Below are 24962 nucleotides of genomic sequence, written 5' to 3' on the forward strand. Positions count from 1 at the left end.
ACTCTATGTTTAGAAAAAAAACCATAGCTTATCTTTTTTTCAGTGTTGTTTTTATCCTGTCCGGATGTGTTGGCATACCAGAGGGGGTAAAACCGGTTGAAAATTTTCAGCTTGAACGATATTTAGGAACATGGCATGAAATTGCGCGGCTAGACCATTCTTTTGAAAGAGGGCTTAGCAAAGTTACCGCAGACTATAGCTTAAGAGAGGACGGTGGTATTAACGTTGTTAACCGTGGGTTTTCAGCCGACAATAATGCTTGGCAAGAAGCTCAAGGTAAAGCTTATTTTGTGAATGACGCCGATGAAGGGCATTTAAAGGTATCATTTTTTGGCCCCTTTTATGGTTCGTATATTGTTTTTGAGTTGGATACCATAGGCTATCAATATGCCTTTATATCGGGCCCAGATAAAGACTACTTATGGTTGTTAGCAAGAACCCCTACCGTTAAACCAGAGGTGATAAACCAGTTTATATCAATGTCAAAATCTATTGGGTTCGACACCTCAGCGTTAATTTTCGTTAACCAGTAATAGCCCTATATATTTAAAGAGACCTATTATGGAACAACATGATGAACTGCCTACTGAGCACCACGACCCTTTAATCTCCATTTTGCATAAGGCCATAAAAGCGGCTATTAAAATACTAGCTGTCTTGATGGTGCTGGTCATTTTTTGGGGCGTCGCAGATGTTTTTTATGTGATATACAACCAACTGTTAGCACCTCCTTTTTTATTGTTAAACCTATCGGATATTTTTAAGACCTTCGCGGCATTTCTAGCGGTTTTAATCGCCATTGAGATCTTCCAAAATATTGTTTTATACCTCAGAACCGATGTTTTTCCGTTAAGACTTGTGATCGCCACCGCCTTAATGGCGATGGCAAGAAAAGTCATTATTATTGACTTTAAGTTTGTCATACCCATGCATATGTTTGCCCTCGCTGGCATTATTTTAGCGTTAGGCTTCACTTACTATTTACTAGGAAAAAATGATGATGAGGGTATTAAATAATGAATGCATTATTACTGGTTGCGCATGGTAGCCGACGCAAACAATCGAATGATGAGGTGGCCCATCTAGCCGAAAAGCTTAAAAAGAACTGCGCTGAACAATACGATATTGTTAAGCCGGCATTTTTGGAGCTAAGCGATGTATTGATTCCTGAAGGTATTGAGCAGTGTATTGCAGAGGGTGCAACATCAATTACCGTTTTGCCTTACTTTCTTAATTCTGGTCGGCATGTAGTAGAAGATATTCCTAATATTATTAATAGGTGTACAGCTCGGCATGCAAACATCAATATTAGCCTTTCGCCTCACTTAGGCGCTTCTGATTTAATGGTGGATTTATTGATTTCAACCGCGGTTAACTCGACATTAGTGAGCGCTTAAGCGGCCAGCGATCTTTTTTTAATAAAAGCAACAAACAGCACGGCCCAAAAAACAGCACTTAATAAAGTAAATTCAACCGGCATCTGTATGCTGACTGAGGACAGTTTACTGGCAGCCCAATATGAAGCTGGGCCAAATAAGCCTCCCAATAAAGCGGCAACCTTTAGCTTACCGCTTAACCAGCGGTAACACTGTTCAAACGTAATAGAAAAAAGCAGCCAAAGTAACACTAACCAAAAAGGTAGAGTCGGGCCATCAGCAGCAAAGTGAATAAACTCAAGCTTGGCTAAACTCCAATCTGCCAGGCAACCGCTTATAAACATTAAAAGCTTCGGCAAGGCGTACGATAAATAATCTTTCTGCTTTGCCTTATACAGGTCGAGCAGCAAATAAAGTAAAATCAAAGCGATTGAGATTAAGTAAAGCAAACTGTCGTGGCATGAAACGAGGACTAGCCAACCAGTCTGAAATAATAAAACAGTTTGCCACAGCTTGATTGTTATGTCTCCAGTGCTACTAATGACATTGGAACCCGCGCCATAGGCTTAACTAAATGCAACTGCGATACACTGATTACCTGTTCTTTAAAGCCACCTTCGCAATAACTGAAATAATATGCCCACATCCTAATAAACTCATCACTAAAGCCTTGAGCCTTTACTGCTTGAATATTGTTTTTAAACGACTTGTGCCATTCATTTAAAGTTCTTGCGTAATGCATACCGAAATCATCCATATTGGTCATTCGCAAATCACTCGACTTAGTTAGGCTGTGGCTAATCGCGTTAATAGACGGTATACAACTACCAGGAAAAACATAGCGCTTTATAAAGTCGACATCTTTTTTTGCGCTATTAAATCGCTGGTCACTAATAGTAATGGCTTGAATAAGCATCTCACCATCGTCTTTTAAAAGCGCACTACATTTTGAAAAGAAGGTGTCAAAGTATTGATGACCTACCGCTTCGATCATTTCTATTGACACTAACTTATCATACTGCCCTGTCAGCTCACGATAGTCTTGTTTTAACAGCGTAATCTTGTTGCTTAAACCTGCATTGTCAATTTGTTGTTGTGCATAGGCGTATTGTTCTTCAGAAATTGTAGTTGTGGTGACATGGCAGCCATAGTGTTTAGCCGCGTACATCGCAAAACCACCCCAGCCTGTGCCAATTTCAATCACTTGATCTTCTGGCCTTAACTTTAAACGAGTACAAATCCTTTCTAATTTATTGGTCGAGGCTTGTTCCATTGTGTCATCTGGTTGGTAAAAAATACCCGATGAATACATCATCGTTGGATCCAGAAATAGCTTAAAGAAATCATTACCGAGGTCGTAGTGCGCAACGATATTACTTTTACTTCCCTTATGCGTATTCTTGTTTAACCAGTGAAATGCTTTTTTAATGGGGCTTGTAAAGCTCGCCAAACCAGTCTCCATTGAGTCCATAACGGATTGGTTTAACGCAAACAGCTGAATAACCTTGGTTAGATCAGGTGTGCGCCAATAATCATTTATATAAGATTCGGCAGCCCCTATGCTACCGCCTAAAGCGATATACCAATAAAATTCGTTATTTAAAATGTTTATTTCTACGACTAAATCGCTACGTTTATTACCCATAAAATGGTGTGTTTCCCCACTGTCGGTCAACGTTAGTTGTCCATACTGAAGGTGATTTAGCTGTTTTAATACAGCTTTTTTCAACGCCTTGCTAAACAAAGTGCCTCTGCGATGAGATGCTTTATTTTCTAAGTGTTGAGTTAGTTTTCTTACTGATGCTGATTTGCTCATACCATCCTCAAATTATCATTGTTAGGTTACTATCGAGTCTATTTATTACTTAGTGTTATGCGTTTTGGGGTGATCATAGAAAGGTGTTTTTCTTAACCATAACTTTAATGATTGCCAGTAAATACCAACTATTACTTGCCACGTCATCAAGGGGAACGTTACGAGAGCAGCGCATAAATTTAACGAATTAATTTCTTTGCGCTTTAATGACAAATTAACATCAAAACACGTCTCGTCATCCTGCGTGTTTTTCATATAAACAGCTAATTTTTCACTCGGCGTATTAAAACGCCAAAAATAGCGCATATCCATCGGCAAAAATGGCGATACATGAAATGTTTTTTCAAACTCACTTCTAACCACTTTAGAGGGGCTATTGCTTGCGTCGGAGGGTCTATTATCTAAAACATAACAGTGCCTTTCATTCCACGGCGTGTTATTAATTTGTGCGACTATAAAATCAAGCGTTTCACCATCTTCGTTAAAGCAATAATAAAAAGAAACTGGGTTAAAGCAATATCCAAAATAAGACAGATGTGTCAGTAACCTTATGGGCCCTTTCGGAACAACGCCTAACTGTGCTTTAACTTCATTTTTAACCGCCGTTTTTATACAGCCGTTTTCATCCGCTAAATATTGTTGAGTCTGGAAGCTAGCGACATTTGGTTTATTTAAGGACCAGAGCCAAAATCGATCAAACAACGTCGGTAATTCATCAAGGTCTAAATACAACATAAATATAGTGTATTGAAATTCGTTTTCTTTCGGCTTAAACCGCCGATGTCTCACTCGGCCAGTAAATATTTTACTGTTCACCGAGCACATCTCTATTGAAGTCTTTAAGTGCTTGCAAGGCACTAACAACGCCATCTTCATGAAACCCATATCGCCAATAAGCACCACAATAATAGGTACGATTTTGGCCGTTTAATTCGCTGTGTTTTTGTTGTGCTTTTACACCGTCTACACTAAAAAATGGGTGCGTGTATTGAAGTACTTTAATGATTTTTTTGGGGTCAATAGCTGCAGTATTATTAAGCGTTACATTAAAGGTGTAATCACTTTTAAGTGACTGCAAAATATTCATATTGTAGGTCAATGCGACGCGCTCTTTTTTCTCTTTCAATAAGTGATAATTCCAAGCGCCCCAAGCTAATTTACGTTTTGGTAATAGGCTTTGGTCATAATGTAAAACAACTTCATTATTGATGTAAGGAATAGCACCCAACACCTCGTTTTCTAATGGGGTTGGTTCTGCTAACGAACTTAACGCTTGGTCACTATGTGAGGCTATAAAAACATAATCGAAACGCTCTTCTTCATAGCCAGCGGCTTTTACAAATACACCACCTGCTGTCCTGCGTACATTTTCAACAGGTGCTGACAAGCGGATCTTGTCTTTATGTCCAGCGATAAGGGGTTTTAAATATTCCGAAGAGCCGCCCTTAATAACAAACCATTCGGGACGAACATCGACCGATAACATGCCATGGTTATGAAAAAACTGCACAAAAAAACGTGCTGGAAAGGCAAACATACTATCGTGGTCGGTTGACCAAATTGCAGCTCCCATAGGTATAATATAGTCATGTATAAACTCCTTACCGTATTGATTATTATATAAATAATCACCTAGCGATATTGAGTCTGTATCGTCTGCTAGCAGGCTAAGGCTTTCTTTATTAAAACGTAATATTTGTTTTATCATCCGATAAAAACGGGGTCTAAATAGATTCCTACGTTGCGCGAATAGAGCGTTCAGGTTAGTCCCATTATATTCAAGACCTGTACGCTGATTTTGAACGCTAAAACTCATCTTGCTTGATTGATAGGGGACATCTAATTCTTTTAGTAAGTTAATAAAATTAGGGTAGGTTTTTTTATTAAAGACGATAAAGCCCGTATCAATGATTTGCTTTTCACCACCTAGCTCAACCGTGTGTGTATGTGTATGCCCACCGGCATAGTTTTCAGCTTCAAAAACAGTAATATCATGTTTTTTGTTTAAGTGGTATGCCGCCAAATTACCCGATATACCTGTACCGACAACAGCAATTTTCATCAGCTTGACTCCGGCACGGTTTTACTTAATATTTTTGCTGCCAAGCCTGCGGGCAGGCACGATACAAATTTCAAGAAATAGGTAAACCGTTTAGGAAAATGGATTTCCGTCGTTTGTTTCATTAACTGTTTAACAATTGTATGTGCGGCTTCATCGGTGCTTACCCTAAATGGCATATCGAAGGTGTTTTTATCGGTTAAGGGTGTTTTAACAAAGCCAGGGCAGATCCAGCTGACCGCTATGTTTTTTGGAGCCAACTCTATTTTTAAGCCTTGAAATAAGTTTCTAATAGCCGCTTTACTCGCTGAATATGCTTGCCCTGAAGGCAGACCTTGCCACCCAACGCTAGAACTCATACCTACCAAATACGCATTTTCAGATTCTTTCAATAGCGGTAAGGCCGCTTCAATTCCCCTTATCATAGTGAAATAGTTGGCCTCTATCATTCGTTCAAACGGGGCTGCTGAGAAATGATAAGCATCAACATATTCAGCCGTCCCTGCATTAAAAATAACGCAGTCTAACCCTCCCGCTGATGCTTTAATGTCAGCCACGATGTTTTTATTAACATCTGCAGATGTTAAATCGCCGGGCAAAATGGTTATTCTTTCCTTGCCGGAAAAGTTTTCGCTTAGTTTTTCGGCATTTCTTGCGCTGACAAATACATGTGCACCTTTTTCGTACAGTTTATCAGCTAAACACTGACCAATTCCGCTGGAAGCACCGGTAACCCAGACTTTTTTACCGTTAAAATCGTAGGACATTAGAGCCTCCGTTTAATCAGGCTGATGATGTTGCCAATCAGTGGTATTTGTTCGTAAAGCATCTGACCGACATCATAGTAATCTCGGTGATAGCTTATTTTCTCTTCTCCGTCGGTTTTTAAGTGTGTAACACCCGTTACAACATAGGGTTCCCCTCCGTTCATTTTTGAATGAGCTAGGGTCATATCCCAGGTTATGAAATGACTGTTTTTATCCGATGTAACTTCTTCGAAATCAAAAGAGATGGAGGAAACATTGTCATATAAACCTGCAAAATAAACCGTTAAATTATCGATCCCTTCAATTCTATGTAAGGGGTCGATAAAGGTAATATCTGCACTATAAAGGTCTGTTAATAACTCAAGATTATCTTTATTGAGCCGTTGGTAAATTTGAGTAAAGTCTTCAATTATCATCACTATTTTCTTTTAATTTCTTTTTGAACCTCAATCGGAATGGGTTTTAAATCCCACACTAAGCCGCACCAACTCATTACTTTTAGCAGATAGAACGTCATATCAAATTCCCACCATAGGAAGCCCTGACGGGCACTTCCCGGGTAAAAGTGATGGTTGTTATGCCAGCCTTCGCCGAGTGTAATAATTGCTAAAAGTGCGTTATTACGGCTGTCATCAGGCGTATCGAAACGTCGGCTACCGAAACAATGTGCCAATGAATTTATCGTGTAAGTGCCGTGATATAAGGCAACTGTTGATATAAAGAAGCCCCATATCACCATTTGTGCGCCTGTTGTTTCCAGCTGAGGGTAATAGATTTCCATCAGAAAGCCGGCGCAATACAGGGCAACTATTAGTGCCAAAGGTGCCGTTATATCGAATCGATCAAGCCATCTAAGTTCTGGGAACTTATTAAAGTCTTTCACCTTATCAGTTTTTGTTTGCAAGTTTTTGGGTGCTAAGAACCAAAGGCAATGACTCCAAATAAAGCCTTGTAATCGGGGTGAGTGGAGGTCACCTTCTTTATCGGAAGTCTGATGATGAACTCTATGATGTGACGCCCACCACAATGGGCCTCTTTGCGCTGAACTGGCGCCCATAAAAGCAAAAAAGAATTGTATAAAACGTGATGTTTTAAAAAGTTTGTGTGAAAAATATCGGTGGTAAAAACCAGTAATAGCAAACATTCTGACTAAATATAGAAAGATTGCGCCCCAAAGAGCTACCCAACTGAACCCGACCCACACGACAGCGAATACCATTAAATGCATAAAAACGAATGGGGTGACTTGAGCCCAGCCCAATTTATTCGAGTCTTTAGTGGCAACTGAATCCAAACCGGATTGGGTATCGAACCATACAAGCATCGGTTTTAAGCGGTTTAGCAAACGCATTTATAACACTCCAGCCTCAATACAGTTTTCTAGCTTACTTGCATTCTGCTGAAGCCTCTCGGTTTTTTGAATAACGATATCAATTCGGCCCAAATTAACACCCCATTTAGTTATTTCTGTAGAGCCCATAAGCGTCGAATCATCAACTAACGTTAACCAATCATCCATTGCGACAATATATTCAGAGTTATCAATGTTAATTTTCAACTGATACCTTAAATGTAGGCTATCGCCAAATACTTCACCGTTTGCAATACCAATGACATCACCGGCCGTACCGGACCAACCTTCAGCTGTTTTATCAAACACCCAGTTACGTTCTTGGCGTTCTCCATCATCAAATAGAAAAACTTCTTCTAAGATAACTTGATTGGCAGAATGAGAGGCAACAATATCTGCTGCAAATTTTCGATTAATTTGACCATTTCTTGATTTCACTAAGCCTTTTGCGCAGAGATTTCCTTGAAAAAAAGATTCAAACTTAAAACCAGGTGTTTTATCGCGGTAACGCTCGGCATCTATTGCGCAACCATTGATTAAAAAAACACTAAAGATCAAACACAGTACTTTCATCGATACCTCAAATTCCTGGGACATATTTACTTGTACGTAGAAAATGGCCAATTAGATTAAATTTATTTTTTTGATCCAAAAAAGCATATTTTTCGTAAAACAGTAAATAGGGCGGTGTATCGCTGTTCTATTTATCGATGTTTATAACACTTAGAGTTTAAAAAATATGAATGGGCAGGCGCAAAGACAAATAACCGAAAACTTAGTATATTGGTCAGCTCAAAGCACGCTTCTGCAACCAGTTTATTACTCTATGAACGAGCCCCTCATCAGCAAGACGGAACAAGCAAAGCTGTGTAAACAATACATGCAGGCTATTGCCGTTAAGCAAGACAAGAATGCATACAAAAACCTGTATCTTTACTTTGCTCCTAAGGTCAAAACATTCTTCAAGCAACACGCTAGTACCAGTGATGCTGAAGAAATGACCCATGAAGTGTTCATGCGTGTTTGGCAAAAAGCCAAAACATACCAAGCAGAAAAGGCGAACGTTTCAACATGGATTTTCACCATCGCTAGAAATTTAAAAATTGATGTACTAAGGCAAAAGAGAATTGCTGAAGTTAGCCTTGATGACTCACACTCTCAGCTGCAAATAGCTGAAGATAACCTTCATAAAGGGCTTGTTAGCACTTCTGAAAAAATACAAGTAAGCAATAATCTCAAGCACTTAAGTGAGGAGCAAAAACGGGTAATATTAAAAGTCTATTACGAAGATAAAAGCCACCAATTGGCAGCTCAAGAGCTGGGTTTAACATTGGGTGTTATTAAATCTAGAATTAGAAGTTCATTGAAGGTTTTGCGCCACCATCTAGGAAATCAAAACGAATGAATAATCATATTGATACTGAATTATTATTAAATTATGTAGAGGGCAGTGTGGAACCTGCTTTGAGTTTGGCCATTGCTCTCCACCAAAAACACTGTCCAACATGTCGACAAAAAATTAAGGATTTAGAGTCACATTATGGTGAAAACCTTGAATTATCTGAAAGTAGTCATAACGAAGGTGCTGGCTTTGATCGTTTAATTACAGATATAGCGAAGTTGACAACGGCTGACACTAACAAGGCAGTGCCTCAAGTATTGACAAACCATGATAGAGAAAATAATGGCGGCATCGGTTTTGTTGATGATTATGCCGTTGCTGAAATCAATAGGCCCTTACTAAAGCAATTATTAAACTTCAATCAGGATGGGTTTGAATGGCAAAAACTAACATCAAACATTTCAACCGTTGAGCTTGAATTATACGACGTTAGTTTTAAGGTTAATTTATTACGTTTTTCAGCGAAAACTAAAATCCCCAAACACACGCATTTAGGTAAAGAATTTACGTTTGTGATTGAAGGAGACTTTAAAGATCACAAGGGAACACATACCGCTGGTGATTTTATTGCCTGTGATGGTTCTGATGAACACAGCCCTGTCGCTGGTGATACTGGCTGTGTTTGTTTAGCAATAACAGAAGCGCCTTTAAAATTTACAGGTATCCTAGGTCCGCTTTTAAATCGGTACGCCAGTTATTAAGTAGCATATTAGAAATACTTTATTTTTAATAAACCGCTTACGACTTTTAGATTTTATGAAGAAAATATTCATCTTACTTTTGTTGCTACATACAGCTAATACAAGTGCTAATAAATTGCATTTAGATGATCTAAACCTTGTCGGTCGTTCAAACTTCAGCGTTTGGTTTTGGGATATTTATGATATTGAGTTAAAAACTCCAAGCGGAACGTACGAAGAAGGAAAAAGGCCGCTATCTCTAGAGCTAACTTACAAAAGAGTCATCTCTAATGTTGAGCTTGTAGATGAAACACTAACCCAATTGAAACGTTTCAATATTAGCGAAGAGCAGAAAAAAAACTGGGCAAAACAATTATTAAAAATATGGCCGAGTGTTAAACCCAACGATACCATTACGGTTTACATTGATAATGAAAAAATCACTTACTTTTATTTTAATGGACAATTTATAGGAAAAATAAATGAAGCTGGTTTTTCAGATACATTTCCTTCCATCTGGCTAAGTCTAAATGGCCTCTACCCTGCAATGACAAAAAAATTAATTGGCTCAACTTATTAAAAACAAAACGAGAACAAATTTGAGCTAACCGATTTAACCTTTAGCGATATAAAGCTGTAGCTTCAATTATTAAGACTATACAATCACTTCTTAACGATAAAACCTAAGGGTGCTCTTATGAAACTTGCTATTTTATCCTGTGGACCTAATGCCTACAGCACACGACGTTTAAAAGAAGCGGCCCTTCAAAGAGGGCATGATGTAAAAGTCTTAAACACCCTTAAGTTTGCTATCGATTTACAACAAGGCATCCCCGACCTCTACTACCGGCAAAAAGTTTTAAGTAGCTATGATGCTGTATTACCGAGAATTGGTGCATCAATTACTTACTATGGCACGGCTGTTGTCCGTCAATTTCAAGAAATGGGCGTTTTTTGTGCTAATACTGCACATGGCATTTCTAACTCGCGAGATAAGTTACGTAGCCTGCAAATCTTAAGTCGTCATCATATTGGTATTCCTAGAACTACCTTTGTCCGAGACCGAAAGGATGTGATTCCTGCGATCGAACGAGTTGGTGGTGCACCTGTCGTTATTAAATTGATTGAAGGCACCCAGGGCATTGGTGTGCTATTGGCTGAATCAATGAAAGCGGCTGAGTCGATTATTGAACTACTACAAAGCCAAAAACAAAATGTGCTCATTCAAAAGTTTGTGGCAGAAAGCAAAGGAAAGGATATTCGCGCTTTTGTCGTTGGCGATCGTGTTGTTGCCGCAATGCGCCGCGTCGCCCAAGGACAAGAATTTCGTAGCAATGTACACCGAGGCGGCATTGCTGAACCGGTAGAACTTGATGAACGGTATAGAGAAACAGCCGTACGAGCAACTCAGATTTTAGGCCTAGAAGTAGCTGGCGTTGATATGTTGGAAGGTAAAAACGGCCCTCAAATAATGGAGGTCAATTCTTCGCCAGGACTTGAAGGTATTGAAACGGCCACCGGTTTAGATATTGCCGGCGCTGTGATTGACTATGTATCTGCTCAAGTTGATTTTCCTGAAATTGATATACGCCAACGATTAACCATTAGCAAAGGGTATGGCGTCAGTGAAATATATATTCCTGAAGGATCAGAGTTTCTTGGGAAGACCATCCAAGAAGTGATGGATGAAGAAAAAGACATTAACGTGCTCACCTTGTATCGAGGGGCCAAGGCAATCCCTAACCCACGTGCTGCACGCGAACTCGAAGCTGATGATAGGCTATTATGCTTTGGAAAATTAGACTCTTTACGTGGCATGATTCCAAAGAAAACAAAGGCTCGCCGAAGGCCAAAAGTTCAGGATTTACAATCAGATGAATTAAACCAACCTCATGAAGACGACGCAGACCAATAAGCAGATCGGTTTAATCTCTAGCTAATTAATAAAACCGACTGATAAGGTCTCTATTTAAGCTACATACAAGTGGATAATTAAAATGTCAGAACCCTTTATACTTGCAGGTCAAGAAGTCTTACCAGGAACAAACACTATCATTGATGTTCCCCTGCCAGATTTATATACACATTCTTCTTTATCAATGCCGGTACAGGTCATTCGAGGAAAGCAAGAAGGCCCCATTCTCTTTGTTTCTGCGGCCGTTCATGGTGATGAAATTAATGGCGTTGAAATTATTCGTCGACTGGTAAAAAGCAAATCACTCTCACGAATGAAAGGCACGTTGATTACTGTGCCTATTGTTAATGTTTATGGTTTTCTCAACCAAAGCCGTTACTTACCCGACCGCAGAGATTTAAACCGCTGTTTCCCAGGCTCGGTAAAAGGCTCCTTAGCTGCACGCTTAGCTAAATTATTTATGACCGAAGTGGTGCAGCAATGTACACATGGCATTGATTTGCATACAGCAGCCATTCATAGAGACAACTTGCCGCAAATACGCGCCGACTTAAGCAACCAGGTGACCGAACAGATGGCCTTAGCCTTTAATGCGCCTGTGGTGGTTAATTCTGGCCTAATAGAAGGCTCTTTACGGTATGCCTGTAGTACAGAAAAAAACTTACCAATCATTGTTTACGAAGCAGGGGAAGCACTCCGCTTCGATGAGTTTTCGATCCGCGCAGGGGTCAAAGGCATTCTATCGGTGATGCAATCGATTGGCATGCTGACACCCCCTAAACGTAAAACCAAAAAGAAAGCTCCAGAACCTTTTGTTGCACGCTCTACTCTTTGGGTTCGCGCACCTCAAAGTGGTATTTTCCGGATGACTGTTTCAATGGGAAAACATGTTTTTGAGGGTGACTTACTCGGTGCTGTTGCCACACCCTACGGTGAGGATGGCAAAGAAACCGATATTATTTCACCCATTTCAGGCATTATTATCGGCAGAACCAATCTGCCTCTCGTTAGTGAAGGTGAAGCCTTATTTCATATTGCGCGTTTCACACGACCTAAGGATGTTGTAGATAATTTGGAGGCTTTTCAGCTGGACCTTGATCCTGCTAGTGATGAAGCCCCCCCTGAAGACCTTCCAATCATCTAGTTTTGTACCCCTTTTACCCTTTAATTTGGACTAATAAATGACTTCTAGCAATAATAAAATCATTGTAGGTAGTGAAGAATGGTGTTCCTTCCCTGCCCTAGGCATTCCTGCTATCAAAGCGCGTGTAGACTCAGGTGCTAAAACATCCTCTATTCATGCCTTTAACATTCAAACCTTTAGACGCGAAGGCCTTTTATGGGTTAGCTTTGAAGTACACCCACTACAAAAGGATCGCCGCACTGTGTTGCGCTGTGAACGCCCTGTGGTTGACAAACGTTCCGTCAAAAGCTCGTCTGGAATTTCTGAAACACGCTACGTAATTTCCACCTTAATTAAGGTGGAAAGCGAAACATGGGAAGTAGAACTCACCTTAGCAAACCGTGATTCAATGGGCTATCGTATGTTGTTAGGTCGTGAAGCGATGAAAGGACGAATCTTGGTAGACCCTGAGCTAAGCCTATGCCTCAACGAGCCGTCAAAAGAACAGCTTTACGATTGGTATGGCCAGCCTCAAAAAAACAAAAGTGGGCTAAAAATAGGCTTACTTGCCAGTAACCCCGACCTTTATAGCAACATGCGCCTTATGGAAGCCGCTGAGGAACGAGGCCACGAAATGGTGTTTTTAAACATCAAATATTGCTATATGAAAGTCGATGAACAAGCACCTGAAGTCCATTATCGAGGCGGTAAAATCCTCAATGACTTAGATGCCGTTGTCACACGTATAAGACCTAGCATGACCTTTTATGGCTGCGCCTTGGCTCGCCAATTTGAAAGCATGGGCATTTATACCGTCAATTCATCATCCGCTATTAGCCAATCAAGAGATAAGTTATTTTCGCTTCAACTGATGTTAAAAAGTGGCATTGGTATCCCCACAACAGGTTTTGCACACTCGCCAATGGATACCAGCGACTTGATAGAAATGGTTGGCGGAGCGCCATTGATTGTAAAACTATTAGAAGGCACTCAAGGCCGAGGTGTTGTATTAGCTGAAACTAAAAAAGCCGCCGAAAGTGTTATCAATGCCTTCAAAGCACTGCATGCAAACTTGCTAGTTCAAGAATTTATTAAAGAAGCAGACGGGAAAGATTTACGCTGTTTTGTCATTGATGGCAAAGTAGTTGCCTCAATTCAACGAACTGCTGCTCCTGGCGAATTTAGAGCCAACATTCATCAAGGTGGTAGCGCTTCTGTGGTTAAAATAACACCCGAAGAACGTCGTTTAGCAACGCTTTCGGCAAAAGTATTAGGGCTTAAAGTTGCTGGCGTTGATATTATACGTTCGAGTAAAGGTCCACTGCTTTTAGAAGTTAATTCATCTCCAGGTTTAGAAGGTATTGAGTCTGCCACCGGTAAGGACATAGCTGGGCATATTATTGCGTCTATTGAAAAGAGGCTTAAGTGGGAAAGACCCGTTAGTTCTAGCGTTTTGGAAACACTTTAACCACCTACGCGCTATTAACTAAAAAGGGCAAAATTTAGCCATTGAATGCGCTCCCCCTGTCTAACGGTATGCAGAGATTATTTTTATAAACACTCAGCGGTTTTAGTCCCTTACCCCCTCTCTTATAAGACGCCATGAATGGTTTGCTGGTTCAGTTAAGGCCAGCAAACTATCCGCTAAACGCTTGGCCGATACTCACTACCGTATACCTTTAAAAACCGCTTATTAAAACCATTTTAATTTTTTAAACAACCAGACCTGAGCTAAGATAATTAGCGCCAATATGCCCATAAAGATCCAAAAAGCAGCTTCATTATCTGCCCCTGGTATACCGCCAACATTAATCCCTAACAGCCCGGTCAAGAAACCTAGGGGCAAAAATATAGCCGCAACAACCGAGAGCATATACATATTTTTATTCAGCCGATCAGAAAGACCGGTGACCAGCTCATCTTTAACAATTTGAGCCCTCTCACGAATCGTATCCAAATCTTCAACATACCTTATTACGCGGTCTAATGACTCTTGCAAGCGGCGTTTATGCATTTGGTCCAACCACGACTGATCAGAGACACGAAGGCTTGAAATCACGTCTCTTTGAGGGGCAATATAACGTTTAAACATAATGGCGTCTTTACGAATAGAGGTGATTTCCTGTCGCTCATTTGTGTCAGGATTTTCCATAACACTTTCTTCAACCTCGTCTAACTTCTCATCTATTTCAGAAAAAATAGGTTCCATTCGCTCAAATAAACCGGCGATTAGCGTGGTCACAAAATCGCCACTATTTTTTGGCCCTTTCCCCGCTTTTAGTTTCCCTTGAATATCGATGGCAGCTCTTAGTTTTCGACGCCGTAGGCTGATAATATTATCTTTATCAACCCATAAACGTATCGACACCATATCATTCGGCTCAGCGCCAGGGTTTAAATTTACCCCGCGTAAAATAAGCAGCGCGCCATAGTCAAATTCAAGAATTCTAGGTCTTGTTTCATCTGCACATAAGGCATCAACAACTAAGTGATCTAAATGCGGAAACTCTTTTTCAAGCAAACGGCGGCTTTCTGGGTGCTCTGCTTCTAAATGAATCCAAACCTTGGATTCACTACTAATAGTTTGTTGTATCTGTGACTCTTCGAGTAAGGTACTCGAGCCGTCGCCATTCAACTTACAAGCGTAAAGAATATGACTATTTTCCATCAAACACTCCCTCTAATCCAGGTGCTGTACGAATGTGTAAGTCTCTTTGTGGGAAAGAAATTTCCACCCCTGCCTCTTTAAATACTTCCCAAATATCAAAGCGCACTTGGCTTGAAATTGAAAAAATTTCTTGGATATTACTAATAAAGAAACGTATTTCAAATATCAATGCGCTATCCGCAAAGTCCTTAAAAAGAACTGTTGGTTTTGGGGTTTTTAAGACGTCTTTATTTTCCGTAATCATGTCCATTAGAAGATCTCGAACTTGTTGTGGGTCCGAGGAGTATGACACGCCAACATTCACAATCACACGACCTACTCTATCTGCATGCGTCCAATTTTTAACAGACGATGAAATGAGCTCAGCATTTGGCACAATAATCGATGTTCGGTCAAAGGTTTCAACAACTGTGGCACGCACGCTGATTTTCTTTACAATCCCTTCACCTGAATTGGTAATCAGCCAATCCCCTACTTTTATGGGCCGTTCAAACAGCAAAATAAGGCCTGAAACAAAGTTACTCACGATACTTTGCAAACCAAAACCAATGCCAACAGACAGCGCACCAGCTATCAACGCCAAATTCGTTAGATCAAATCCAACCGCTGATATACTCGCCATTAGCGCAATAATCAGCCCAACATAACCTAACACCTGTGTTATTGACTGACGAACACTCGTATCCATGTTCGTTTTAGGCAAAATCTTTTGATCCAAAATACGCTGAATAACGCGTGTGATGAACAGCAAGGTTAGAAAGACAAGTAAACCAACCCCAATATTTGAAATTGAGATGGTCATATTGCCAACTTTAAAGCCAAAAAATGCCTGCTTTATCGTCTCTTGAATATATTGCCATTCGGTGCCAAAAATACCGGCAACAAAAGGTAAACAGATAAAGAACAAAATAAGATCCAATGAGAGGCATAACCAGAAGTAAATAACCTGCTCTGAGTCTTCCCCTATGTTGTCTTGAGAAAAGCGTTTATCTAAGCGATAAAAGTATGGACGAATAACCGCTCTTATAACGAGAATAGACGCTAATAATGAAAAAATAAGAACAAAACCTTCGAAGATATAACGGCTAAGAGCTGCATAGCCAAATACATTAAATATAATGATGGAGAGGCTAATCATTAGAAAAACAACAAATATCTTGCGTGGGAAAAAGTAGTCTTTAGTCTCTTTTGGCCCTATCAATACAAACAAAGAAAACAGGCCTAATATAAACGCAAAAGTTAAGCTCACAATATAACTTTGGACAACTGCCAGCTCTATGAGCACCCCTATAATTTTTCCACTTTCAAGAAGCAATGTATCGACAGCAAACAGCAGTGCCACCACACAGATTAAATAACGCAAATGTGAACGAATAAGAGCCGCTTTCAAAAACCGCCCTGTCATCAAATACACAGCGAACAAAAACCCCGTAAGCATTAATACCTTTTGTATTAATAAGTGATTAGCCTCGGTAACAATGCCTTGGCTAATAAATAGTTGATAAATGAAAAGCAGCCCTAGCCCTATCGCTAAAAATGGCAAAACTAACGACGCTGAAACCAATCGAAACACATGTTCCCGCCCAGCATTTTGTAATTTTATAGTTAACCTTTTTTTTGATACTAACGTGGCGAAAAGGAAAACGACCAAAAGAATACAGCCCGATATGACACTCAACGACCGCAGAGTTTTATCGTAAAAAATACCTTTGTAATTTGAAAATTGAGCATAAAAAGGCTCTTCTGCTGTTTTCCATAAAGTAGTATTAAATACTGCCATTTGCCGCTCAAAAAGCCCATCTAAAAATAATGTGCGTCTTAACGAAGTGATTTTTTCTAACAACCGCGATGATTTAGACGTCAGCGCTTCGGCTTGTGTCAGCAAACCTTCAATAATTAACGACTCATTCGTTAACTCAGCGCGCAACTTTTGAATATTATCGGGCTCTGGTGGCGCATCTTCATCGGGGGCAGCGCCAAGGTCGGCCAAATCTGCTTGCACGCTATTATTAACCGGTTTAATAACGTCTACCTTATATTGTAATTCTGTTCGCGCTGAGCGAAGCGTTTGACGCAATTCCAACAAACGAGCTTTATCTATCGTATTGTCAGCTAGCTGTTGAGAAATAAGTTCTATCGTCTCTTGTTTTTCTTTAAGCCATAACTTAGTCGCTTCTTGGTTTATCAGTTCCTGCGCAGCAACAGCCGAGCTGTGAACACTAAAAACAACCAAACAAAGATAACTAAAACACCGCAATAACTTCATATTTTATTCCCCACACTATAAACACCCTAGACGCTTCGCATCATATATCGACTGTACAATGCTCACCTAGCATGTGAACATATGTTAAAACTAACCCTTCATTTACCCCATTACTATAACCGCTTATCTACTAAACCACTGATAGCTATTAGGTTTATTGTTCACGAACGTATAGTAAATCCACCCCCGTATCTACACCCGATTCTGCTTTTAATGACCACAGCTTACTCAATTCGTACCTCAGGTTAACCGTACTCACCGAATCAAAAATCCCAATGCCGTAACTTAAATATAAATTTGGCAGCAAATACTTACCAACATGCAAAGCCGTATCATCCCCACCATTACCATCAAATGTAACAGCATCCAACCCAAACGCATTGGCTATTTGTTCACCAATCATATTACCGCCTTTAATGCCTAAACCACTGGCAGCAGAGGCTAACAAAGCAGCATCCGATGCACTCGCGTTCGACAAAGAGCGACCCAATAACAAATGAGCCAGCACCTCGTCATCACTCATCGACGGTATAGAAAATAACGAGGTTTGAAGGTTATCGACCGGGCCTAACAAGTGCAGGCCCGCTGTAAATTTTTTCTCTTTTCTTACCGCCTTTATATCCAAATTTGGGTTATCCAGCGCGCCTCCGGAGTATTGTATTTTGCCATTATCAACCGCTAGTTGTTGGCCATATGCCCTATAGGTACCTTTATTAATAACGATATCGCCAGTTCCAAGAAGCAGTTTATCTGTCTCACCGCTAACTAATAATCCGCCAGTTAGTGCTCCCTCAAAACCCAGCCCTTTAACCTGTACGTTATCACCCAAATTAACGTTTAATTTGACCCGGGTTGAAATAGGTTTTGTTTCTTTTGCTAACGTCTTATCAATAACAACCACATCTTTACTAGCAGACACAGGAATATTAAACTCTATCGGTGCTAAGTCTGCGGTCGGTATATTAATGCTTCCTTCAAGGTATGCTGAGTCAGCCGTCATATTAAATAATAAATTCGGCGATGCGATTACATACGCTTCGGGTAAATTCAAAACCTCAACATTCTCGCCTACCAGTGTAGACGAGGCATGCCAGCCTTTATCAGCAAAAACAACCTGACCATCACCATAAAAATCACCTTCACCAGAGGTCGCCTTATATTTTAAGTGAATACCTCTATCCACCCCACCTTCTAAACTCGCATTAATTGCTGATAACACTGTTCCAGAACTGGTCAACTCTACTCCCGCGTTAGCAAGCAATACGTTTCCTGTAACAGCAGGGTTCGCCACCGTACCAGTTAATTTGATATCAACATTCAACTGGCCTTGTAAGTGTTCATACTCAGAGTACAACGTATCAAAAACCGATAAATCTTTTACCGACAAGCTGAAATAGCCTGACAACCCTGCTTGCTGTGGCGTATCAATAACCGTTTTCAGGGAAGGCACACTAACTTGGCCTGTTAACGCTGAAACACCAGTTAAATCAGGCTCAATCAACACATTCGCAACCACCCCTTTCTCGGCAAGCTGAAAATCGATATTGGCATTGCGTAAGGCGATCACTGTATTTTCAAGCGTTAAATCTTTTTCTAGCAAAACCCGACCATCAGTCAAACTGAAAACACCTTGGCCACTTATTGGATATTGATTTCTGCCAGCCAGTTCAAACCGACCTTTTAAATTCCCTTCTAATGGGTCCAGTGAACTGGAAAAGCTCTGTAAAAGCGTTAGCGGAATGGTAGCCAACTCACCTTGAATATTCCAATCGCCACGGGTTGAATTATTTGCCTGTATACAGACTGAGCCAGTGGCTGATTGTAGGCAATGCTTATCAAATGAACCATGCGTACTGGCGATACGTATTGCACCTTGCTCGCTAAGGCGCCACTGCCCTGCTAGAACATGTTCTAGCGTCAGTTGTGAAAACTCACCCTGCCAATTTGTCCCAGACAAGCCACCGGCCAGTTGAGCCGATACCTTTAACTCCCTGTTATCCACATCAACAGAAACTTGATGCTTATCTGTCGTACCGTTAAGATCCACCGTGACATCAAGTGGCGCTGAATTTTCAACACTTAAGCCGACAAGCGAGCCTTTACCACTCATAACGCCCTGTTGACTCATATCTAGGCTAAGCTTACTTTTCCATTGATTAATGCTCACAACGTTAGAATAGGCTAGTTTGTTTCCATCAATATCGGCAAATATTTGCGCTGTAGCAAGGTTCCCACTGACTGTTCCTAACGCCGTTAATGCTCCCGTTAGCTCGGGATGAAAATCTGCTAAATTAGACGAATTAACAACCCAATTTAGCGTTTTCCCTTCATTTATTTGCCCCGACGCTGTGATAACTGATTGGCCGGACTGTAGTTGGAATTTCTTGACCGTCAGCTGCTGTGCAAGGTATGAAAAATCGCTGCTAAAATGCACCGGTCGTTGCCTTAAGGTACCGCTAATATCCAGCCCCTTTATTGATACACCCACGGCCTTAGTATTAAGGTTTTCGGCCACCAGTTGCCAACCACCAGATAATTGCCCCGGCCATTGTGACGAAATAAATGCGGGGTTAACTTTATTGAGCCTCACTGAGCCTTTAAGCGCGAACATATCTTGCCATTGCGCTTCGCCAATAAAGCTCATTTGGCCGGACTCAACAGCCAGCTTCATATTTAAATCTTTCGCACCTTGCTGGCTAATTTTTGCCTGTGCTTGTACTGACACGGGTAGCGAATTGATTGATAAATCGCCGTCGATTTTAGCCGTAGCATCGGCAACCGTACCGGCAAACGATACCTGCCCTTCTTTAATTAATAAGGCCGTCTCACTCAAAATGTTTGGCAAGTCAATGTTTTCTATTGTGACATTAGCCTGAAAACTAGGTATTTGGTTCTGCCAATCTAACCAGCCCACTAAAGAAGCCTGGCCGTCTAAACCGTTCAGTTGTAACTGTGTGATGTTTAGCTTATTCGAGCTGCCCTCCATCACCCCTTTAAAATTGAAGGCCTGTTGCTGCGCTTCCAGCACCCCATTTATTGCAAGCTTATACTCATCAAGCCCGCCTTGAATAGTCAATTCGCCGCTTCGACTTGCTATACCGCTAGCTCCGTTAGACATCGGCCAAGCTAACTGTTGCCACTGCCCAGTTAGCTCAAGTATTGGTAACGTCATCACGTTATTAACAGCGCCGTACAGGGACAACCTTAGTCCGTTTTCATTGGCTAAAATGCTGTTCAGCGTCCAGCTATCAAGGTCTTTACTAAGCAGCTGAGCGCTCCACGCCAACACGGGCCAGCCTTCTTGTTGATAGCCTGCATCAAACTTAATATCCGCTTGATTTATATCGCCTTGGGCTGTTAATTGAATGCTATTCAAATGCCCTGTTTGGCCGTCTACATAATCAGCCAGATTAAGCTGTGCAATGCGCGCATTCATTTGCCAACTCAGTTTACCGAGTAAATTTTTTATCGTCAGGACGCTGGTCGACTGCATCGGTTTAATAACTCGCTGCTCAACTCGTAATTCGCTTGCATTACCTTTAATATCGCCTTTCCCAGCCAGTCCTTTCAACGTCGGATCCTTTGCAAACCACTCATACGCTAAAGTTGTAGGGTAATCACCGCTTAACTGTATCGATCCATTCAGTTTTAAACCTGCTTTACCTGTACTGTCGAGGGATAAAGCATCAATCGTTAGGATGTCTCCCCAAAGACTCAATGCCGCCTGAAGGTTTCTGATCGGCTGCGTCATAGCCTGCCCTTGCTGCACTGTTAGCGTATTAACACGAACCTTCTTCAGCGATAATACTAACGGCGATGAAATAGCAGGCAAACTGATAGGCGTTGAGGTCTGTGCCCCATTTCCCTGCTGTGTCATCAACACATCATCAATCAGCAACTCGTTAATTGTTAACCGCCCTCTTATTAACTGAGCGGCCTGCCAACTTAACGTTAAATTATTAATAGACACTCGGTTATGCTCGTCAACTTGATAGTTTATTTGTTCAAATACAGCGCCATCAAGCAAGCGGCCAGACACTTTTTTTACCGTTAATTCGGGTACCAATTTTTGACTGAGCGATAGCACCGCCGAAAGACCAGATTCGGTCAACGCAAGCCAAGCCAACAGCACACTTATCAAAAGAAACGTGGCTAACAATACACGTAGACCAGCGCGATACATCATAAGTCAGGCCCAATGACCACATGGAAGCCGATTGAATCAGCTGAATCTGATAACCCTTTAGCTATATCAAATCGAATAAGGCCAATGGGCGATTTCCAGCGAATACCAAGGCCTGCACTGTATTCTAGGGGATCATGCAAACTGTTAACGGCATTACCAAAATCGCTGAACACGGCAACTCCCCAGTTGCCCACCAGCATGCGTTCGTATTCCACACTTCCAACCAATAAATAACGTCCACCAGTGACCTCACCATCGTCACCTTCAGACCCTAGTGATTCAAAATCAAAACCACGGATACTGCTGTCGCCACCGGCAAAAAACCGCAATGAGCTAGGCAGTTTTGTAAAATCGCTCACGTCTGTCGCCCCTAAAGCACCACGGGTAATAAACCGACCTTTTTCGCCAATCGATTGAATATATTTCCCTCTTAAAACCATTTGCGCAAACGTCGTATCCGATAATACCGCTTCACTGGCACCCGACAATGACAAGGATAACCGACCACCTTGTCGGGTATAGATACTGTTATCTGCCCATGTTTTTGACCAAGCAATACTAGGAATCACCAAGGTCGAGGTATTATCATCTTCTGACACGTCAAAATTTTCATTTAGAAATTTTATTGAGCCGGTTTCATTCCAGCCCCATCGATCAGTTTTATAATAACTGCCGACTGCAAATGAACGACTTTCGCTGCTATCTGTATCTTTGTTTTTAAATTCGGCATTAAAACCAACATCAGAAATCTTAGGGCTCCAAAAGGGCATCTGGTAGTCCGCCGACAAGCTATTACCAATTTGTGAAAATTTAGTGCCCGCACTAAAGCGATGCCCGCGATTATTAACATATCTATTTTCCCAGCCGAGTGAAGCCCTCGCACCACTATCGGTTCCAAACCCCAACCCCGCAGAATAGCGATACTGCGTTTCCGGTTCCAAGGAAATAGCTAAGGGGACTACGCCATTTTGACGTTCATCAATCAGCGTCGTCACTGACACGGAATTAAAATAACCACTATTATTTAGATTACTTCTCAGCGCCAAGACCTTAGAGGCTAAATAAGGCGCGCCTTGCTTGATCGGCGATAGTTTTAACAATAGTTCATTGTTAATAACCGTTTTAGGAAAGACAGTCTTCGAAAAGACATACCGCACACCGGATTGATACACTAAATAAATAGTCGCTTTGTTGTTAGCTAAACTCACTTCAACCCGATGCTCAGTCAGCTCACCATCAAAATAACCTCGTTCAGCAGCTAATCGTCGTAGGTTTTTCTTGGCTGATTCATACTGCTCATGATTAAGCACCTCCCCTTCCTTTAATGGAAAATTTTCTAATAACCGCTGAAAACTCTCATCGTGCAAGCCTTCACCTTCGATTGTCACGTTGACCGCTTGAATAGTGACAGGCTCAGCTAAATTTAACTGATAACTCGCCAACCAGATATTGTCTTTTTTTTCTAATTTGCTAGTAACTTTGGCCTTGTAATAACCATACACGGGCAGCATTTCGGAAAGCTCATCAACTGCTTGTTCATGTAAGCGATGAATACGTTTAGACGATAACAATTGATTTTTTTGATGTTTAACAATACTCAGACCACTTAACAAGGTGTCCTTTTTGCCTTCAGGCGCGCCATCTAATTGCACCGAAATGATCAGATCTTCCGCCTGCACAAGGCCCGCCATAAAAAATAATGACAACAATACAGCGAATAGGCTCCCCCTTAATAACACTGTAAACAAAGCATAACCTCTAAATAATTTTTAAATTTGCACCATCACCTTATAACCACGCCACTAAACCTTGCGAAAGAGTAAAAGTAACGTCAATACCGCATTAAAGCAGAAATAAGGTTCCCAAACCTAAAAATGCAACAAAGCCTACCACATCAGTTACTGTTGTCAAGATAACTGAACCCGATAAGGCTGGGTCAATAGTCAATCGATCAAGAATAATTGGAATCACCACGCCTGAAAAAGCTGCCGCAATAATGTTTAATACAATCGCTGCTGCTATGACTAAACCAATGTTGATACTAGCAAACCAGAAAGAGGCAATAACGCCAATTACAATAGCCCATAACACACCATTAAGCGCACCGACACTGACCTCTTTGATTAACAAGGGTGGGATATTACCTTTTGCAATTTGCCCCAATGCAAGTCCTCTAATAATTAAGGTTAATGTTTGACTGCCGGCAATCCCGCCCATAGAGGCGACAATAGGCATTAAAACAGCCAGCGCAACAACTTGTTGCAATGTCGCTTCAAAAAGGCCAATCGCCCAAGATGCGAAAAATGCGGTTAACAAATTAATGCCCAACCAAGTTGCCCTTCGTTTAGAACTGCGTAATACAGGCGCAAAAAGGTCTTCATCTTCATTTAAACCCGCTGTTGCCATTAATTGGCTTTCATAATTTTCACGCGTTATTTCAAGGGCTTGGCGCAAAGTAATACGCCCAGATAGTTTGTTATTCGCATCAATCACAGGCAGCGCCATCAAACCCGAATGTTCAACTTTATCGGAGGCTGTAGAACGACTCATTTCAGCAGGCACGGTCATTGGCTCGTCAATACTTAATGCCTGCAATGATTGCTCTGGCGGAGCAGAAAATAATGTTTGAATTAATACGGTCCCTGCAAAATCACCATTTCTTTTAATTAAATAAAGGCAATCTGCACACTCAAAAGACGATTTTTTAAGCCCCCGTAAGGCATCACGAACACGTGCTGTTCTGGGCAAAATATATAGCCCGTGATCGACATAACGCCCAATTTGATCAGTTTCATATTGAACCGATTGCTGATAATGTTCACGTTGCATTTCAGCCATATTTTGCAAGGCTTCATCAACCACTGACTCAGGCAACGTATCGGCTAATTGAACAAGGTCTTCAGCATGAACATTATTCAATAGAGCGTGTAATTTCTCCTCATCAATACTGTCAAAAATGGCCTGGCGTGATTCCGAGTGCATTGTGACCAACACATTAATACGCTCTTCATCTGGCACTTGTTCCCATCGCTCTAACCGCTCCGCCACAGGCAATGACTCGAGTAATAAAGCCAGCTCAGTGCCTTCGAGTTGATCTACAGCATCTTCAAAGACAATCCTTTGTTCATCATGATGAGCATCATTGAGCCGTTCGACTAACTGGCTTACTTCATCGGTCATTCTATTCCCCTTTCTTAATGTTTAAATACATTGTTTATGTGTAAAAATCAGCCAAACCCTTCTTATGAAATACACTCGCCACCTCTACCAGCCATCGGATCTTTTAATCAACTGTTAGCCCTTTCGTTTCTTTTAACATAAGACATAGTAACGGTTTATGACAGTCTGATTTA

22 protein-coding genes and 2 pseudogenes are annotated in these 24962 nt (G+C 41.1%); 11 read left to right on the plus strand and 13 right to left on the minus strand.

Features of this window, described 5'->3' with window-relative positions; genetic code table 11:
* Positions 1-5 precede the first annotated feature (5 nt).
* Genes CYCME_RS09400 through CYCME_RS09410 form a run of 3 tightly spaced genes read left to right on the plus strand, consistent with a single transcriptional unit; the run spans position 6 to position 1397 of the window.
* Positions 6-533, plus strand: coding sequence for a lipocalin family protein (locus CYCME_RS09400; RefSeq protein ID WP_020932862.1), 528 nt, complete (start codon positions 6-8; stop codon positions 531-533).
* A 28-nt stretch (positions 534-561) separates the two neighbouring features.
* Positions 562-1017: a phosphate-starvation-inducible PsiE family protein gene (locus tag CYCME_RS09405; protein ID WP_020932863.1), complete on the plus strand. Its 456-nt coding sequence runs from the start codon at positions 562-564 to the stop codon at positions 1015-1017.
* Complete coding sequence (locus CYCME_RS09410; RefSeq protein WP_020932864.1) at positions 1017-1397, plus strand: sirohydrochlorin chelatase; 381 nt, start codon at positions 1017-1019, stop codon at positions 1395-1397. The genes CYCME_RS09405 and CYCME_RS09410 overlap by 1 nt, the downstream gene beginning before the upstream one ends.
* Here the strand turns inward: CYCME_RS09410 and CYCME_RS09415 are convergent.
* The 8 genes from CYCME_RS09415 to CYCME_RS09450 all read right to left on the minus strand — a co-directional run bounded on the left by CYCME_RS09415 (position 1394) and on the right by CYCME_RS09450 (position 7966).
* On the minus strand, positions 1394-1825 hold the full coding sequence (locus CYCME_RS09415; protein ID WP_041932951.1) for a DUF2878 family protein: 432 nt from the start codon (positions 1823-1825) through the stop codon (positions 1394-1396). The two genes, CYCME_RS09410 and CYCME_RS09415, sit on opposite strands and share 4 nt — an antisense overlap.
* 71 nt (positions 1826-1896) lie before the next feature.
* The gene (locus CYCME_RS09420) at positions 1897-3192 is read right to left on the minus strand and encodes an SAM-dependent methyltransferase (protein ID WP_041932952.1); all 1296 of its coding nucleotides are present in this window, start codon (positions 3190-3192) and stop codon (positions 1897-1899) included.
* A 45-nt stretch (positions 3193-3237) separates the two neighbouring features.
* Positions 3238-4008 (minus strand): DUF1365 domain-containing protein, encoded by a 771-nt coding sequence (locus CYCME_RS09425; RefSeq protein WP_015005469.1) that lies wholly within the window; start codon positions 4006-4008, stop codon positions 3238-3240.
* Entirely contained in the window at positions 3998-5254 is a 1257-nt protein-coding gene (locus CYCME_RS09430; RefSeq protein WP_020932868.1) for an NAD(P)/FAD-dependent oxidoreductase, read from the minus strand. The genes CYCME_RS09425 and CYCME_RS09430 overlap by 11 nt, the downstream gene beginning before the upstream one ends.
* Positions 5254-6018 (minus strand): SDR family NAD(P)-dependent oxidoreductase, encoded by a 765-nt coding sequence (locus CYCME_RS09435; protein ID WP_020932869.1) that lies wholly within the window; start codon positions 6016-6018, stop codon positions 5254-5256. Before CYCME_RS09435 ends, CYCME_RS09430 begins: the two co-directional genes overlap by 1 nt.
* Positions 6018-6434 carry a nuclear transport factor 2 family protein gene (locus CYCME_RS09440; RefSeq protein ID WP_020932870.1) on the minus strand — a complete coding sequence of 139 codons (417 nt, stop codon included), beginning with the start codon at positions 6432-6434 and terminating at the stop codon, positions 6018-6020. Before CYCME_RS09440 ends, CYCME_RS09435 begins: the two co-directional genes overlap by 1 nt.
* A 2-nt stretch (positions 6435-6436) precedes the next feature.
* Positions 6437-7369 (minus strand): acyl-CoA desaturase, encoded by a 933-nt coding sequence (locus CYCME_RS09445; protein WP_020932871.1) that lies wholly within the window; start codon positions 7367-7369, stop codon positions 6437-6439.
* Positions 7370-7966, minus strand: coding sequence for a DUF3833 domain-containing protein (locus CYCME_RS09450; RefSeq protein WP_020932872.1), 597 nt, complete (start codon positions 7964-7966; stop codon positions 7370-7372).
* Positions 7967-8195: 229 nt separating this feature from the next.
* Here CYCME_RS09450 and CYCME_RS09455 point away from each other — a divergent pair, with 229 nt between their 5' ends.
* From CYCME_RS09455 to rimK (CYCME_RS13200), 8 genes and pseudogenes are all read left to right on the plus strand, one after another.
* Positions 8196-8774, plus strand: a complete 579-nt coding sequence (locus CYCME_RS09455; protein ID WP_223253182.1) for an RNA polymerase sigma factor — start codon at positions 8196-8198, stop codon at positions 8772-8774.
* Positions 8771-9472, plus strand: a complete 702-nt coding sequence (locus tag CYCME_RS09460; protein WP_020161915.1) for a ChrR family anti-sigma-E factor — start codon at positions 8771-8773, stop codon at positions 9470-9472. Before CYCME_RS09455 ends, CYCME_RS09460 begins: the two co-directional genes overlap by 4 nt.
* A 55-nt stretch (positions 9473-9527) precedes the next feature.
* The gene (locus CYCME_RS09465) at positions 9528-10031 is read left to right on the plus strand and encodes a chalcone isomerase family protein (RefSeq protein ID WP_020932874.1); all 504 of its coding nucleotides are present in this window, start codon (positions 9528-9530) and stop codon (positions 10029-10031) included.
* Positions 10032-10148: 117 nt separating this feature from the next.
* Positions 10149-11072, plus strand: a pseudogene (gene rimK / locus CYCME_RS09470) (30S ribosomal protein S6--L-glutamate ligase); the annotation flags it as partial.
* A 60-nt stretch (positions 11073-11132) separates the two neighbouring features.
* Positions 11133-11366 (plus strand): hypothetical protein, encoded by a 234-nt coding sequence (locus tag CYCME_RS13250; protein ID WP_232228648.1) that lies wholly within the window; start codon positions 11133-11135, stop codon positions 11364-11366.
* An 82-nt stretch (positions 11367-11448) separates the two neighbouring features.
* Positions 11449-12510 carry a succinylglutamate desuccinylase/aspartoacylase family protein gene (locus CYCME_RS09475; protein WP_015005459.1) on the plus strand — a complete coding sequence of 354 codons (1062 nt, stop codon included), beginning with the start codon at positions 11449-11451 and terminating at the stop codon, positions 12508-12510.
* Between the two features lie 37 nt (positions 12511-12547).
* Positions 12548-12907, plus strand: a pseudogene (locus CYCME_RS13195) (ATP-dependent zinc protease); the annotation flags it as partial.
* Positions 12908-13084: 177 nt separating this feature from the next.
* Positions 13085-13957, plus strand: coding sequence for a 30S ribosomal protein S6--L-glutamate ligase (rimK, locus tag CYCME_RS13200; protein ID WP_232228647.1), 873 nt, complete (start codon positions 13085-13087; stop codon positions 13955-13957).
* A gap of 225 nt (positions 13958-14182) precedes the next feature.
* Here rimK (CYCME_RS13200) and CYCME_RS09485 read toward each other — a convergent pair whose 3' ends face one another.
* The 5 genes from CYCME_RS09485 to mgtE all read right to left on the minus strand — a co-directional run bounded on the left by CYCME_RS09485 (position 14183) and on the right by mgtE (position 24789).
* Entirely contained in the window at positions 14183-15157 is a 975-nt protein-coding gene (locus CYCME_RS09485) for a zinc transporter ZntB (RefSeq protein ID WP_020932875.1), read from the minus strand.
* The gene (locus tag CYCME_RS09490; protein ID WP_020932876.1) at positions 15147-17423 is read right to left on the minus strand and encodes a mechanosensitive ion channel domain-containing protein; all 2277 of its coding nucleotides are present in this window, start codon (positions 17421-17423) and stop codon (positions 15147-15149) included. Before CYCME_RS09490 ends, CYCME_RS09485 begins: the two co-directional genes overlap by 11 nt.
* Positions 17424-17577: 154 nt before the next feature.
* Entirely contained in the window at positions 17578-21609 is a 4032-nt protein-coding gene (locus CYCME_RS09495) for a translocation/assembly module TamB domain-containing protein (RefSeq protein WP_020932877.1), read from the minus strand.
* Positions 21606-23300, minus strand: a complete 1695-nt coding sequence (locus CYCME_RS09500) for an autotransporter assembly complex protein TamA (RefSeq protein WP_020932878.1) — start codon at positions 23298-23300, stop codon at positions 21606-21608. The genes CYCME_RS09495 and CYCME_RS09500 overlap by 4 nt, the downstream gene beginning before the upstream one ends.
* 151 nt (positions 23301-23451) lie before the next feature.
* A complete protein-coding gene (gene mgtE, locus CYCME_RS09505; RefSeq protein ID WP_020932879.1) occupies positions 23452-24789 on the minus strand; it encodes a magnesium transporter in 1338 nt (445 codons plus the stop codon).
* Between the last annotated feature and the right edge of the window lie 173 nt (positions 24790-24962).

Source organism: Cycloclasticus zancles 78-ME (assembly GCF_000442595.1).
Classification (GTDB): Bacteria; Pseudomonadota; Gammaproteobacteria; order Methylococcales; family Cycloclasticaceae; genus Cycloclasticus; species Cycloclasticus pugetii.